Consider the following 14,172-nt stretch of genomic DNA (forward strand, 5'->3'; position numbering starts at 1 on the left):
GTGGACTCGACAGGAAGAAGGGCAAGTCGATGTGTGGAATGACGGGCTGGGTCTCGTTCGCTCGGGATCTGACTCAGCAGCGCGCGCAGCTGGACGCGATGACGCAGACCATGGCCTGCCGGGGACCGGACGCCTGCGGCGTCTGGCTCGACCGGCACGCGGCGATCGGCCATCGAAGGCTGGCGGTCATCGACCTCGAAGGCGGCACCCAGCCCATGGTGGTGCCCACCGACGACGGCCCGGTGACGATCACCTACACCGGTGAGGTTTACAACTACACCGAACTCAGGGCCGAGTTGCTGCGTCGGGGCCATCGGTTCCGGACCCGCAGCGACACCGAGGTCGTGCTCCACGGCTACCTGGAGTGGGGCGAAGCGGTCGCCGAACGGCTCAACGGCATGTTCGCCTTCGCCGTCTGGGATTCCCGGGTCGAGAAGCTCGTGATGATCCGCGACCGGATGGGAGTCAAGCCGCTCTACTACTCCAGCACCGACGACGGGGTGATGTTCGGCTCCGAGCCCAAGGCGATCCTCGCCAACCCTCTGGCCGACCGCGCCGTCGACCTCGCCGGACTGCGGGAGCTGGTCAGCTTCACCCAGACGCCGGGCAGCGCCGTGTGGTGCGGGATGAACGAGGTGGTCCCGGGCGGTCTGGTCACCGTCGACCGCTCCGGCCTGCGCGAACGCCGCTACTGGACGCTGCCCACCCGTCCGCACACCGATGACCGGAAGACCACCGTCGCCACCGTGCGCGAACTGCTTGAGGACATCGTCAGCCGCCAGCTGGTCTCCGACGTCCCGCGCTGCACCCTGCTCTCCGGTGGCCTGGACTCCAGCGTCATCACCGCGCTGGCCGCCGCCAAGCTCGGCCGGCCCGGGGAGCACGGCGAGCCCGGCGAGAGGGTGCGCAGCTTCGCGGTGGACTTCGTCGGGCGGGAGGACGACTTCGTCGCGGACGAACTGCGGGGCACGACGGACGCTCCTTACGCGCTCGAGGTGGCCGCGCACGTCGGCTCGAAGCACGAGGCCATCGTGCTCGACCACGCCGCGATCGCCGACCCGGCGGTGCGCCGGGCCGTCATCACCGCGCGGGACAGTCCGCTCAGCCTCGGTGACATGGACAACTCGCTCTACCTCCTGTTCCAGGCCATCCGGGAGCAGTCCACGGTCGCCCTGTCCGGAGAGTCCGCCGACGAGGTCTTCGGCGGGTATCGGTGGTTTCACCAACCCGAGGTCCAGGCCGCACAGACCTTCCCCTGGATGGCCGTCTTCGTCAGCGGCGCGCGGGCCCAGGTGTCCGACCGGTTCAACGCCGACATCACCGCCGCCCTCGACCTGCCCACCTACATCCGCGACCGGTACTCCGAGGCGGTCGGCGAGGTCGAGCGAGGAGAAGGCGAGAGCGACCACGACATGCGGATGCGGGTGATGTGCCACCTGCACCTGACGCGCTTCGTCCGGATGCTCCTGGAGCGCAAGGACCGGATCAGCATGGCCGTAGGACTGGAGGTTCGGGTCCCCTTCTGCGACCACCGCCTCGTCGAGTACGTCTACAACACCCCCTGGTCGTTGAAGACCTTCGACGGCAGGGAGAAGAGCCTGCTTCGCGCCGCGACCGCGGACCTGCTGCCGCAGTCGGTGCTGGACCGGGTGAAGGCTCCCTACCCCGCCACGCTGGACCCGCACTACACCAGCGCGCTGCTGCAGCAGTCCAAAGAGCTGCTCACGACCAAGGACCCGGTCTTCGACCTGGTCGATCGCAGCTGGCTGGAGGACATCACGCGGCGTGACTCGGCCACCATGCCGATCGACGTCCGCAACGGCATGGAGCGCGTGCTCGACCTGAGCACCTGGCTGGACATCTACCGGCCCGAACTCCGGCTCTGACGCGGTTTCCGGCCGGTTCCGGTCAGCGACCGGCGGCCCACCGCGCACACCACGTCACTGTCCACGCCCGGACCATGGATTGAGGAAGACGAGATGAGAACGGAAGACGCCCGGCCCGAGGGGCTCGAAGCCGACCTCGACCTGCGCGCCCGGCACCGTGCCGTCGTCGCGGACTACATGAGTCGCAAGGGCGAGAACCGACTGACCCGTTACCTGCTCTTCACCGAGGGCGGCAGCGCCGGCCTGTGGACCAGCGACACCGGCGAACCGATCGAGTCCCAGGGACACGAGAAGCTCAAGGCGCACGGCGAGTGGTCGCTGCGCATGTTCCCCGACTGGGAGTGGAAGAACGTCGAGATCTTCGAGACGCAGGACCCCAACAGGTTCTGGGTCGAGTGTGACGGAGAAGGGCAGATTCTCTACCCGACCTACCCACCCGGCTACTACAGGAACCACTTCATCCACTCGTTCCTGCTCGAAGACGGCAGGATCAGGCAGCAACGCGAGTTCATGAACCCGTTCCAGCAGCTGCGTGCGCTGGGCATCGAGGTGCCGAAGATCAATCGCGGCGGGATCCCCACCTAGGGACTTTCCACAGGGACTTTCCGCAGGGAATCCCCGCCAGGGGCTTCCCTGCGCCTTCCACGAACCGGACGCGACGGGCCCGGCCGGTCCGTCCGGCGCCCGTCGCCCGGTTCACTCGTCCGAACGGCCAGCAAGGAGCATCCGGTGGGATCTCAGCTCAACCCGTACATCGCCTTCGACGGGGACGCCCGGCAGGCGATGGAGTTCTACCACGAAGTCCTCGGCGGCAAGCTGGAGTTGGGAACGTTCGGCGACTTCGGCTCGCCGGAGTCGCCCGACCCCGACAAGATCATGCACGCCACACTCAGCACCGCGGACGGCTTCACGGTGATGGCGTGGGACGTCCCGGAGCGGGTCCCGTTCAACCCGGGCACCAATGTCGCGCTCTACCTCGGTGGCGACGACGCCGGCCTCCGCGAGTACTTCGAGAAGCTGTCCGTCGGCGGCACCGTGGCCATGCCCCTCAAGAAACAGATCTGGGGCGACGAGGCCGGCACGCTCGTGGACAGGTTCGGGATCACCTGGATGTTCAACATCACCCGGCAGCAGACCTGATCACTCACAGGGCTACCGCGTTCGAAGGGGCCTGGAACCGATGACGGACGAGTTGGACGACAGGTTGGACCGGATCGGGCGGCACCCGTTCCGCGCGAGGTTCCGGCTGCGCGGAAGGGATCGCGCGGTGGTCGACCTGCGCGGGATCATGACCGCCCGCAAGCACGCCGAGGATCTGATCGGTCGCAGGCTGGCGCCGGCCGAACCGCGCAACGACGGCCGTCAGACGCCCTACCGAGGGCATCCCGTCTTCGTCGCCCAGCACGCCACGGCGACGTGCTGTCGTACCTGCCTCGCGCGCTGGCACGGCATCCCCGCCGGCCATGCACTCGACGACGCCGAGCGGGCCTACGTCGTGGAGGTGATCTGCCGGTGGATCGTGAAGCAGTACGCCCCCCGTCAGCCACCGCCCTGACCAGGTCGAGGCTTCACCGCAGGCCGACGGGTGAAGAGCGAGGGACTCCAGGAGTGAGGTGGGTCAGCCTGACGATTCCGCTTCACAGAGCGTGACGACGTGCCGTGGAAGACCGCGGCGAAGTGGGCCGACCGGCGTTGGTCGGGAGGTCGGGATGGTGAGGACTCAATGACAGTCGACGTGCAGGCCACAAGAGACGTGGTCGACATCATCACCGGGGGATGGAGGGCGCAGGCGCTCTACACCGCGGTCAAACTCGGACTGCCCGACCACATCGAGGCCGGCCGTGACACCGACGCCGAACTGTCCAAGGCGACCGGGGCGAACGAGCAGGGCATCCACCGTCTGATGCGCCTGCTCGTGGCCATGGGCATATTCGAGGGCAGCGAGTCCACCGGCTACCGCGGTACCCGGCTGAGCGCTGCCCTCCTCGAAGGCCCCCAGTCCCTGAGCGCCATGTGCCTGCTGTACGGCGAGGAGTTCTACTCCGCGTGGGGTCACGCCCACCACGCGATCAGCACGGAGAGCTCGGGATTCGAAGCCGCCTACGGCCGCTCGTTCTACGAGTACCTGAGCCGGGACGCGGCCACCGCCCGCCGGTTCCAGCTCACCATGAACGCCGCGAGCATGTTCTTCCACCAAGTACCCGAGGTCTTCGACTTCTCCGGCAAGAAGGTCGTGGACGTCGGGGGCGGAGGCGGGCACCTGCTCGCCACGATCCTCGGCGCCACGCCGGACGCCAGGGGCACGCTCTTCGACCGCGAGCACATGATGCCCAAGGCGCGTGAGCACCTGTCCGCCACCGTCGGCCTGGACCGGACCGAGCTGGTCGGGGGCGACATGTTCCAGGGCGTACCGGCGGGCGGGGACGTCTACCTCCTCTGCCGGGTGCTGGGCGGCCACGACGACGATGCCGTCGTCGGCGTCTTCGAGCACTGCCGCCGCGCCATGGCGGACTCCTCTTCGCGGCTGTTGATCCTCGACCGGTTCGTCGAGGACGAGAACTCCACCGTGCTGCCCGCCCTGTGGGACCTGCACCTGCTGGTGACGACGGGCGGTGAACACCGCAGCGTCGACCGGATCACACGGCTGCTGAACCGCGCCGGCCTGGAGATGGCCGGGACCGCGGAGCTGCCCATGGAGACGACCGCCCTGATCGCCGCACCGCGCACCCCGTAACGGCACGAAGGTGTGGAGCACGAGCAACAGCGCGAACAGGAGATCTCCGGTGCTCAAGTTGGCAACGATCGGCGTCTACGGCTTCGACGGCGATTCCTTCCTGGAACGACTACGACAGGCGGACGTGCGCCTGCTGCTCGACGTACGTCAGCGCCGCGGGGTGCGCGGACCGGACTACGCCTGGGCGAACTCACTCAGGCTGCAGTCGGCCCTCACCGAGGCCGGCATCGCCTACCGGCACCACCGCGAACTCGCCCCGACCACCGAACTGCGTCACCTCCAGTACGCCGAGGACGACCGCCAAGGGGTCGGCAAGCGCTCCCGCCGCGAGCTCGCCGCCGAGTACACCCGCCGCTACACGGCCGAGATCCTCGACCCGGTCGACCTCGATCCGATCGTGGCGGCGCTGCCGAGCAGGGGCATCGCGACGCTGTTCTGCGTCGAGTGCGACCCCGAGGCGTGCCACCGGTCGCTGGTCGCCCAGCGGCTGGCCGAGCGGCACCACATCACCGTCGAACACCTGAGGCCGCTGTGATGGATGACATTCTTCGGGCCGGCACGCCGCGACCGCGGATCGCTGTGTTCGCCGGACCGACGGCGACGATCCTCAACACACCGGACCTGGTCACGTCGCACAAGGCCCGCGTACGCCATGGTCTGCCGCTCCGCCCCTCCCCGTTCGACGTTCTGCGTCCCCAACGGCTCGCGGCGCCCGTGACGTTGTACGTCGAGGCGTTCAGCGCGCACCCGCTCGAAAGGGACGCGGCAGACTTGTACGCCCCGCCGGACGGCTGGCTCGACGAGAACGGCACATTCCACGCCGAGCAGCCGTCCGAAGACGCCACCGCGGTGTATGTGGTCGAACTCGACCCCGCCGACGGCCTCTACCCGCTTCCCTACATGGGAAGGCAGGTGGACGGATCCGCCTGGGAGGAGACCTCGACGGCACCGTACGCACCACCGGGAGCCGCGCGGCAGACGTTCTACCCCGACGCCCGCCGCCTCTACGAGGAGATCGAGCGGTTCGGCCTCGCCGACCACGGCACCCCCGTCGCGTTGGGGTCCGTCGCCGACTTCGAGTTCTTCCGCGCCGCTCCGTCCGGCGGATACACCACCGGGCCCGAGTCCGAGCGCCTTGGGCAGGACTTCTTCGTCTACTACCCGTACCACCTCCAGAGCGAGCCCGGTCTGGCTGACCTCGCCGAGGCGACCAACCAGGTCCAAGCCGTCCTCGCCACAGGAGAGTTCGCCGGCGTCCAGTGGCTCGAAGGGAGCCCGACCGTCGACGAGACCCTGTACTGGTTCGGACTGACGGTCGACACCAAGGTGCCGCTCGTCGGACACGCGGCACAGCGCCGCCACCAGTCCCTGAGTGCGGACGGCGACCGCAACGTGGTGGACGGCGTGAAGTTCATCGCGTCGGGCGTCGCCCTGGACGAACGGGGCGATGACCGCGTCGGTGCCTGCGTGATCGTCGACGAACTCGTCTACTCGGCCCGGGACGTGACCAAGGTGGACGCCCGGCCGGGCGGATACGAGGTCACCGGCGGCCACGGAGGAGTGGTCGCCGACCTCGGCGGCTACGGCCCCCCGCAGCTCACCTACGTCCCCGCCCGCAGGCACACCCACCGCTCGGAGCTGCGCCTGACTGTGCTCCCCGAGCGGGTGGCCGGCGTCACCGGGAGCCTGGGCTCGGGTGTGTTCCCGGTCGGCATCGAGACGAAGAACGCCGAGGGACTCGTACCAGCCGCCATGCCGCACGTCTCCCTCACCAAGTACAGCCGGTACGCGGCGACGGGTACCGGCACGGTCAACCCGCCCGTCGCCGAGGAGGAGGTCGAGATCCTGGCCCGGATCGACGCCAACCTCGAGAACGCGCCCCTGTCCGGTTTCGTGTGCGAGGGCATGTCGCCGTTCGGGATGGCCGACCCGACGAGGAACGCGGCGCTGAGTGTCGCCGTCTTCGCCGGCATGCCGGTGGTCCGCACAGGCCGCGGCAACACCGGAGGCATGGCGTACCGCACCGACCCGACGTTCATCTCCGGCAACAACCTCACGGCCACCAAGGCGCGCCTGCTCCTCATGGCCGCACTGCTCAAGTTCGGTGCCCTGCCCCCGGCCGCGCATCCCTTCCATCCGACCCTCGACGAGCGTGCGGCCACCGAAAAGGCGGTCGCCCAGTACCAGGCCCTGTTCGACACCCACTGACCTGCGACACGACGAGCCGGCGGCGAGGACGGCATGACCTTCGCCCGGCGTCCGGCGGGCGATCGCCGACGACCCCCTTCGAGAACGGAACCCATGAGTACGTACGAGTACGTGGTGGCCGACGTCTTCACCGACGTCCCGCTGGAAGGAAACCCGACCGCGGTCTTCCTGGACGCTTCCGGCCTCTCCCCCCGGCGCATGCAGCAGATCGCGCAGGAGATGCACCTGTCGGAGACGGTGTTCGTCCTCCCCGCGGAGCACGACGGCGACGTGCGGGTCCGCATCTTCACCCCGGTGAACGAACTGCCGTTCGCCGGACACCCGACTCTGGGCACGGCGGTGGTGCTCGGCGAGTCGCACGAGGCGAAGGAACTCCGGATGGAGACCGCCAAGGGCACCGTGGCGTTCGAACTCGAGCGTGACGACGACGGCCGGACCGTCGCGGCCGGCATGTGGCAACCCCTCCCGACGTGGGAGCCCTACGACCGCGCGGACGAACTGCTCGCCGGTCTGGAACTGGTGTCCACCGGGAGCACCCTGCCGGTCGAGGTCTACGACAACGGGCCGCGGCACGTGTTCGTCGGCCTGGACAGTGTGGCCGCGCTCTCCGCCGTGCAGCCGGACCAGCGGATACTCGCGAGGCTGCCCGACATGGCTGCCAACTGCTTCGCGGGCTCGGGGACCCGGTGGCGGCTGCGCATGTTCTCCCCCGCCTACGGCGTGGTGGAGGACGCGGCCACCGGCTCGGCCGCCGGATCGCTCCCGGTACACTTGGCACGGCACGGACTGATCCCGTTCGGGGAGTGGATCGAGATCCGCCAGGGGGTGGAGATGGGCCGTCCTTCGACGATGCGCGCTCGCGCGACGGGGACGCCGGAACGGATCGATTCGGTGCAGGTGGCGGGGTCCGCCGTGGTCGTCGCCAGGGGAACGCTGTACGCGTAGCCGCCGAGAACGTATGAGTGACCTATCCACAGAGGAAGGGCCGCCGCGCGTGTCCAGCACAGCATCGTCCCCCGGCCGTCCCGAGGAACGGCCGAAAATCCGACCGGTGATGAGCCGCGGCGACCGAGGTCCTCGGGCCGCCGGCGGAGCCCGACAACACGGCGTGCCGCGTGCCGAAGGACGGGTGGAATGATGGCAGCCGAGGACGACGGGCTGTTCGCGTTACCGACGTCGGACGACACCCCGCCCGCCGGGCCCGTACAGGTCGGCGCGCCGCTGGCGGTACGGATGCGCCCGCGCTCACTCGCCGAGGTCGTCGGCCAGGCGCACCTGCTGCGCCCCGGCGCACCGCTGCGGCGATTGGCGGAGGGCGGGGAGGCGGCGTCCGTGCTGCTCTATGGTCCGCCCGGCACCGGGAAGACGACCCTCGCGCGGCTGCTCGCCGATGTCGCCACCCGGCACTTCGTCGCCCTCTCGGCCCTGTCCAGCGGGGTCAAGGAACTGCGCGACGTGATGACTGACGCGCGCCGTCGCCAGGACCGCCAGGACCGGCAGACAGTGCTGTTCATCGACGAGGTGCACCGCTTCTCCAAGACCCAGCAGGACGCGCTCCTCGGCGCAGTGGAGGACCGGCTCGTGCTGCTCGTCGCGGCCACCACCGAGAACCCGTCGTTCTCCGTGGTGTCCCCGCTGCTCTCACGCCTGCTGGTGCTGCAACTGCGGTCCCTGACCGAGAACGAGGTCCGCGAGCTGCTGCGCCGGGCCGTGAAGGACGAGCGTGGCCTCGGCGGTGCGGTCACCCTGTCCCCCGAGGCCGAGGACGTCCTCGTACGCCTCGCGGCCGGCGACGCCCGGAGCGCGCTGACCGCTCTGGAGGCGAGCGCCGACGGGGTGAACCACACCGGAGGCACAGTGGTCGACGTGGCCGCGGTGGAGCGGGCCGTCGCCGAGACGTCCGTCCGCTACGACCGGCAGGGCGACCAGCACCATGACGTCGTCAGCGCGTTCATCAAGTCGATCCGCGGCTCGGACCCCGACGCCGCGCTGCACTACCTGGCCCGCATGCTCGTGGCCGGGGAGGACCCGCGATTCATCGCGCGGCGACTGCTGGTGCACGCCAGTGAGGATGTCGGGCTGGCCGACCCCACGGCACTACAGGCCGCCGTCGCGGCGGCGCAGACGGTCCAGCTCATCGGCATGCCCGAGGCCCGCCTCGCCCTGGCGCAGGCCACCGTGCATCTGGCCATGGCACCAAAGTCGAACACGGTGATCGTCGGGATCGACGAGGCCATGGCCGACGTCCGGGCGGGCGCCGTCGGCGAGATCCCCGCCCATCTGCGGTACGGCCGTTACGTGGGTGCCAGGGAACTGGGCAACGCAATCGGCTACCGATACCCCCATAGGACCTCCGAGGGAGTCCTGGAGCAGCAGTACCCACCGGACGACCTGGTGGGGACGGACTACTACCGCCCCACGCAGCACGGCGGGGAGCGCGTACTGCACGAGCGCCTCGCCAAGCTCCGCCGTGCCGTCCGCGGCGAGGTGAGGTAGCACTGGGAGCGCGCGTGGCCGACGGCCTGCTCCCCGAGCGCCGACATCACCGGGGTGACGTCGGCGGCGCCGACATGTGTCGAGCAGCAGGCGGGCATCCACGTGTTGCAGTCGTCGCAGACAGGATCCGTGGTCGAAGCCCGTGGCGTGGACGTCGCCGCTACGAGGCTCGGAATTCAGCGCGTTCCCGCTGCTCGTGCCGGTTCACGGGCACGAGCAGCGGAGGAGACGGGGTCACCTCACGCGACAGCGGTGCCCTCGAGCTCGACCATCTGGCCGGGGATCGCCAGGCGCGTCACACCGAGCATGGTGGTGGTCGGCGCGACCCTGGCGGCGCCCAGCCGGCCCGCCAGCACACCGTAGTGCTGGAAGAGCAGGTCGACGTCAGTGGTGAAGACGTTGAGCCGGACGAGGTTCGAGAGGGACATGCCGGCCTCGGCGAGCACCGCCTCGATGTTGTCGATGCTCAGCGCCAGCTGCGCCGCCATGTCACCGTCGTGCTCAGGTTTGCCTTCCTTGCTCATCGCGGTCTGCCCCGAGATGTACAGGGTCCGCGAGTGCCCGGAGACGACCTCACCCTGGTTGAAGCCCATCTCGACCGACCACGTCACCGGGTTGACCGCGTTACGTTCCATTGCCGACTCGCTCCATCCATTCGGTTCACTGAATTACGTACGTTCAACGACTCGGCATACGCCGGGCTTTGTCGCCTCGCGAAGGAGCCTCCCAGCAATACATGACATCCTCAGTCATGTATTTGGTTAGAGTTTTCGCATGCGCGCCGACCGGTTGGTTTCCTTGGTGCTCCTGCTGCGTCAGCGCGGTCGGATGACCGCGGAGACACTGGCTCGTGAGTTGGAGGTATCCACCCGCACTGTGCTGCGCGACATAGAGTCGCTGTCTGCGGCCGGCGTCCCGGTCTATGCCGAGCGCGGCCGACACGGCGGGTTCGCACTGTTACCCGACTTCCAGACTGCGCTCACGGGACTGAATCACGACGAGGCGCTCGCCCTGCTCGTGGCAGGATCACGGCGCGGCGCACAGCTGTTCGGCCTCGGTTCGGCGCTCGCCTCGGCCATGCTCAAGGTGGTCGATGCGTTGCCCGAGGGCCTTCGGGACACGGCGGCCGATGCCGCGCGGCGATTACTCATCGACCCGGAGACCGACCTCCTCTCGCGCCGTGTGGACACCGAGGAGATGTCCGACGCCATCGTGGCCGAGGTCCGGCGCGCGGTGTTCGCCGGACACAGGTTGCGCATCCACTATGCGGCGGTGGACCAGGCCCCGAAGTGGCGCACGGTGGACCCGATCGGCCTGGTCACCGTACGCGAACAGGGTTACCTGCTTGCCAAAAGATCCGGCGAGGACCGCACCTACCGCCTGTCCCGGGTGCTGGCCGCCGAGGAACTCGACGAACCCGCGCAACGACCGGACACTGTCGACCTGGACCGAGCCTGGCAGGAACGCAACGCGCAGTTCCGGACCGGCGGTGACACGGTCGCCGTACTGGTACGGGTGCACCCGGTACGACGGGAGCACCTGGTCGGCACCGTCCTGGCCGTCTGCGCCGAGGAAGCCGACGTGGACGGCTGGTTGCGGCTGAACGTGATCTTCCAGGATTCTCGACATGCCGAATGGGCCCTGTGGCAGCACGCCACCGACGCGGAAGTCCTTGCCCCGCAGTGGCTGCGCACCTCCCTTCGCAACCGCGCCGCCGCGATCGCTGCCCGCTATGGTCCGCCCTCCTGAGTGGCCTGGTGCCCCGTTCCGCTCCGCGAGCAGTCGTCACACCACCATGACCTCCACGTGCCCCACGACGCTGATGCTGTTGGCGTCGCCGACGAGGAGGCCCTGGCGGAGGGGTGCGAGCGGCCGGCGGAGGCTTGGGCGGAGGCGGGCGGGTCCCGGGGGCAGGTGCAGGGGGGGTCAAGCGGCTGCGGGCGTAGGGGCAGGGGTGTGACACATCACCGTATCCACGCCATGGCAGACGGATACGGCGTGTCCGGTGCAATCTCCTCCGCCGGCACCACGGACGGGGAGGTCGGCGTAGGCGGCCGCGCCGCTGGAACCGCTGCCCTCCCGCAGCCGAGGTTCCTCCGCCACCATGTGGGGCATCATCAACTGCGGTCCCCCCACTCACACTTCAGGGAGCCCCCACATGCTCCGCGGCATCGATGTCAGCGCCTACCAGTCGTCCACCTACAGCACGGAAGGCCTCTCCTTCGTCTTCATCAAGGCGACAGAGGGCCGCTCCTACACCAACCCGAAGCTCTCCGCCCAGACCAAGCACGCCCGCGACGCCGGACTGGTCGTCGGCTTCTACCACTTCCTCTGGCCGGGCAATCTCACCGCCCAGGCCGAGTACTTCGTCAAACACGCCCCCGAGAAGGGGGGCGACATCCTCGCGGTCGACTGGGAGGCGACGGGCGAGGGCACCCACGCGAGCAACGCGGAGAAGGACAGCTTCATCCGCAAGGTGAAGCAACTCCGCCCGAACAACCGGGTCCTGCTGTACTGCAACCGGCACTACTGGTTGGACGTGGACAACACGTCGTACGCCGGCGACGGCCTCTGGATCGCCGACTACGTCACGGCCGGCAATCCTCGCATCAAGGCCAAGTGGCGCTTCCACCAGTACACCGACGACCCCGTGGACAAGAACGTCGCCGACTTCGCGAGCAAGGCGGCGCTGCGCGAGTGGGCCACCGACGCCTGACCGGCGCTCCCGGTGGGTGTCGTCGCGGTGGGCGGTGTGGTGCGTCCCGGGACACGATCGGGACCGAGCCGCCGACCGGACCGCACCGGCCGTTCGACATCGTGTGATCGCCCGGGAGCCGGTACGGCGCCGGTGCCTCCCCGCCGCTCAGGCCGCGAACGGATCCTCCAGCTCCGCCCGCAGAATCTCCGCCGCCCGCTCCGCGTCGCCGTCCGCCACCGCCCGGACCAGTGCCGCGTGGGCCTCGTCCGCGGTGTTGGGGTCGTCGTCGCGCAGGGCGGTCAGGGCCAGCAACTCGATCAGGCCCTCGCGCAGGACGGGAGTGAACTCCCTGAACAGGTCGGCGAGTACGGGGTTGTGCGCGGCCGCAACCACCGCCGCATGGAAGGTGATGTCCGCGTCGACGAAAGCCGCGTCGGAGGATGCGGAGGCGGCCCGCCGGCCCTCCAGCGCGCGTTCCATCGCCGTCACGTCCTCGGGGGTACGGCGGCGCGCGGCGAGGCGGGCCGCGTGGACCTCCACCGCCATGCGGACCTCGTAGACGTCCGTGACCGCGGCCCGGCGCAGCCGCGTGGGCCAGTCCTCCACCGCCTGCGTCGCGGTGACCACCGACACGAGCGGCCGGGAGATGACGCCGAAGGAGCTGTACGAGCTGTTCCGGGCCACCTACCTGGCGGAGGGTGACGTACGGCTGCACGCCTGGTCGGCGTACGAGGAGGCGCCCGGCGTGCACCGCTTCGTGTGCACGCTGGAGGCCGGTGACCGCACCCGCGACTACGAGGGCACGGGCGGCAGTCGGGTCTCCGCGTTCGTGGACGCGCTCGCCGGAGCGGGTCATGGCGTCGATGTCGTCGACTTCGCCGAGCAGGAGGACGGCACGGCCGTGTACGCCGAGTGCCGGGTGGACGGCCGTACGGCGTGGGGTGCGGGCGTGGGCTCCTCGGCCGCCGTCCAGGCGGTGCTCTCCGCGCTGAACCGGGCGATGCGGTGACGGAGGTCCTGCGCGCCGAGGACGTGCATGTCGTCCGGGACGGGAAGCCGATCCTCCAGGAGGTCTCCCTGACGGTCCGGGCGGGCGAGCACTGGGCACTCCTGGGCGCCAACGGCGCGGGCAAGTCCACCCTGCTCAGCTTGTGCGGCGCCCTGGTCCACCCGACCCGCGGCACGGTCGAGGTGCTGGGCCGTCGGCTCGGCCGGGTCGACCTGCGGGAGCTGCGCGCCCACGTCGGTCACGTCGACCCGCGTCATCCGCTCACCGCGCCCCTGCGGGTCCGGGACGTCGTCCTGACCGGGCTGACCAACTCCGTTGCCCCGCTCCCCCGTTGGCGGCCGACGCAGGGACAGAGGGACAGGGCCGCCCGGCTCATCGGCACCCTCGGCCTCGCCGACCTCGGCGACGCCCGCTGGCCGACGCTCTCGCAGGGTCAGCGCGGCCGTACCCTCATCGCCCGCGCGCATGGGGGTACCGCCCGGCTCGAGCGAAGCCGAGAGCTGGGGGAGCCCGAACCGCGGCTGCTCCTCCTCGACGAACCGGCGACCGGCCTCGATCTCCCGGGCCGCGAGCGGCTGATCGAGGCCCTGGGCGCCCTGTGCCGGGAGCATCCGGCACTGGCGACGGTCCTGGTCACCCACCATCCGGAGGAGCTCCCGGCCGGCACCACCCACGCGATGCTGCTGCGCGAGGGCCGGGTCCTCGCGCAGGGTCCGGCATCGGACGTCCTGACCGGTGACCAGGTCGGCAAGTGCTTCGACCTGCCGCTGGTCCTGGAGCGCCACGACGGCCGCTGGACGGTACGGATCCGGGGTGGGGCATGACGAAGGGGGCGCTCACCGAAGCTCGCGGAGCGCCCCCCTCACGGTCGGCTCTACTTGTTCAGGAAGGCCCAGAACTCGTCGAACGACAGGAGCTTGTCGCCGTTCAGGTCGCGGCTCTTGATGATCGCCTCGGCGACCGACTCGGTCACGTTCCAGTCGCCGCCCTGGGCCAGGGCGGACTTGAACTCGGCGGCGGTGATGGTGCCGTCCCCGTCCGCATCGATCCGCTCGAACTGCTTGCGTGCTTCCTCGATGTCGATGTGCGCCACCGGTCCGCCCCTTTTCTTGCCTCTGTCGTGTCCTGCCGGCTTACTGCC

15 protein-coding genes and 1 pseudogene are annotated in these 14,172 nt (G+C 69.7%); 13 read left to right on the top strand and 3 right to left on the bottom strand.

Annotated features, from left to right (window positions below; translation table 11 throughout):
* Positions 1 to 29 precede the first annotated feature (29 nt).
* The 9 genes from asnB (at position 30) to OG841_RS15070 (ending at position 9,324) form a co-directional block, all read left to right on the top strand.
* Positions 30 to 1,886: an asparagine synthase (glutamine-hydrolyzing) gene (asnB, locus tag OG841_RS15030; protein ID WP_328641009.1), complete on the top strand. Its 1,857-nt coding sequence runs from the start codon at positions 30 to 32 to the stop codon at positions 1,884 to 1,886.
* Positions 1,887 to 1,979: 93 nt separating this feature from the next.
* Positions 1,980 to 2,471: a PhzA/PhzB family protein gene (locus tag OG841_RS15035; RefSeq protein ID WP_328641008.1), complete on the top strand. Its 492-nt coding sequence runs from the start codon at positions 1,980 to 1,982 to the stop codon at positions 2,469 to 2,471.
* 144 nt (positions 2,472 to 2,615) lie between these two features.
* The gene (locus OG841_RS15040; protein ID WP_371565655.1) at positions 2,616 to 3,026 is read left to right on the top strand and encodes a VOC family protein; all 411 of its coding nucleotides are present in this window, start codon (positions 2,616 to 2,618) and stop codon (positions 3,024 to 3,026) included.
* Positions 3,027 to 3,066: 40 nt separating this feature from the next.
* Positions 3,067 to 3,441 (top strand): DUF4186 domain-containing protein, encoded by a 375-nt coding sequence (locus OG841_RS15045; RefSeq protein ID WP_365122532.1) that lies wholly within the window; start codon positions 3,067 to 3,069, stop codon positions 3,439 to 3,441.
* Positions 3,442 to 3,609: 168 nt separating this feature from the next.
* Positions 3,610 to 4,620: a methyltransferase gene (locus OG841_RS15050; protein WP_328641005.1), complete on the top strand. Its 1,011-nt coding sequence runs from the start codon at positions 3,610 to 3,612 to the stop codon at positions 4,618 to 4,620.
* Positions 4,621 to 4,669: 49 nt separating this feature from the next.
* Entirely contained in the window at positions 4,670 to 5,155 is a 486-nt protein-coding gene (locus OG841_RS15055; protein ID WP_328641004.1) for a DUF488 domain-containing protein, read from the top strand.
* A complete protein-coding gene (locus OG841_RS15060) occupies positions 5,155 to 6,828 on the top strand; it encodes an asparaginase domain-containing protein (protein WP_328641003.1) in 1,674 nt (557 codons plus the stop codon). Before OG841_RS15055 ends, OG841_RS15060 begins: the two co-directional genes overlap by 1 nt.
* 93 nt (positions 6,829 to 6,921) lie before the next feature.
* Complete coding sequence (locus OG841_RS15065) at positions 6,922 to 7,773, top strand: PhzF family phenazine biosynthesis protein (RefSeq protein ID WP_328641002.1); 852 nt, start codon at positions 6,922 to 6,924, stop codon at positions 7,771 to 7,773.
* Positions 7,774 to 7,965: 192 nt separating this feature from the next.
* Positions 7,966 to 9,324 carry a replication-associated recombination protein A gene (locus OG841_RS15070; RefSeq protein WP_328643665.1) on the top strand — a complete coding sequence of 453 codons (1,359 nt, stop codon included), beginning with the start codon at positions 7,966 to 7,968 and terminating at the stop codon, positions 9,322 to 9,324.
* Positions 9,325 to 9,563: 239 nt separating this feature from the next.
* Here OG841_RS15070 and OG841_RS15075 read toward each other — a convergent pair whose 3' ends face one another.
* Positions 9,564 to 9,959: a RidA family protein gene (locus OG841_RS15075; RefSeq protein WP_328641001.1), complete on the bottom strand. Its 396-nt coding sequence runs from the start codon at positions 9,957 to 9,959 to the stop codon at positions 9,564 to 9,566.
* 139 nt (positions 9,960 to 10,098) lie between these two features.
* On the opposite strand from OG841_RS15075, the gene OG841_RS15080 reads away from it, so the two are divergent.
* Positions 10,099 to 11,073: a helix-turn-helix transcriptional regulator gene (locus tag OG841_RS15080; protein WP_328641000.1), complete on the top strand. Its 975-nt coding sequence runs from the start codon at positions 10,099 to 10,101 to the stop codon at positions 11,071 to 11,073.
* A gap of 409 nt (positions 11,074 to 11,482) precedes the next feature.
* Positions 11,483 to 12,040: a glycoside hydrolase family 25 protein gene (locus tag OG841_RS15085; protein ID WP_371565666.1), complete on the top strand. Its 558-nt coding sequence runs from the start codon at positions 11,483 to 11,485 to the stop codon at positions 12,038 to 12,040.
* Between the two features lie 147 nt (positions 12,041 to 12,187).
* Here the strand turns inward: OG841_RS15085 and OG841_RS15090 are convergent.
* A pseudogene (locus tag OG841_RS15090) lies at positions 12,188 to 12,646 on the bottom strand (FadR/GntR family transcriptional regulator); the annotation flags it as partial.
* A gap of 22 nt (positions 12,647 to 12,668) precedes the next feature.
* Here OG841_RS15090 and OG841_RS15095 point away from each other — a divergent pair.
* Both OG841_RS15095 and OG841_RS15100 read left to right on the top strand, forming a co-directional pair.
* Entirely contained in the window at positions 12,669 to 13,031 is a 363-nt protein-coding gene (locus OG841_RS15095) for an alpha-isopropylmalate synthase regulatory domain-containing protein (RefSeq protein WP_328643664.1), read from the top strand.
* Positions 13,028 to 13,855: an ABC transporter ATP-binding protein gene (locus tag OG841_RS15100; protein WP_328640998.1), complete on the top strand. Its 828-nt coding sequence runs from the start codon at positions 13,028 to 13,030 to the stop codon at positions 13,853 to 13,855. The genes OG841_RS15095 and OG841_RS15100 overlap by 4 nt, the downstream gene beginning before the upstream one ends.
* A 50-nt stretch (positions 13,856 to 13,905) precedes the next feature.
* On the opposite strand, the gene OG841_RS15105 is transcribed toward OG841_RS15100, so the two are convergent.
* On the bottom strand, positions 13,906 to 14,124 hold the full coding sequence (locus tag OG841_RS15105; RefSeq protein ID WP_020121116.1) for an EF-hand domain-containing protein: 219 nt from the start codon (positions 14,122 to 14,124) through the stop codon (positions 13,906 to 13,908).
* Positions 14,125 to 14,172: the final 48 nt, after the last annotated feature.

This window comes from Streptomyces canus, from assembly GCF_041435015.1.
Lineage (GTDB): Bacteria > Actinomycetota > Actinomycetes > Streptomycetales > Streptomycetaceae > Streptomyces > Streptomyces canus_G.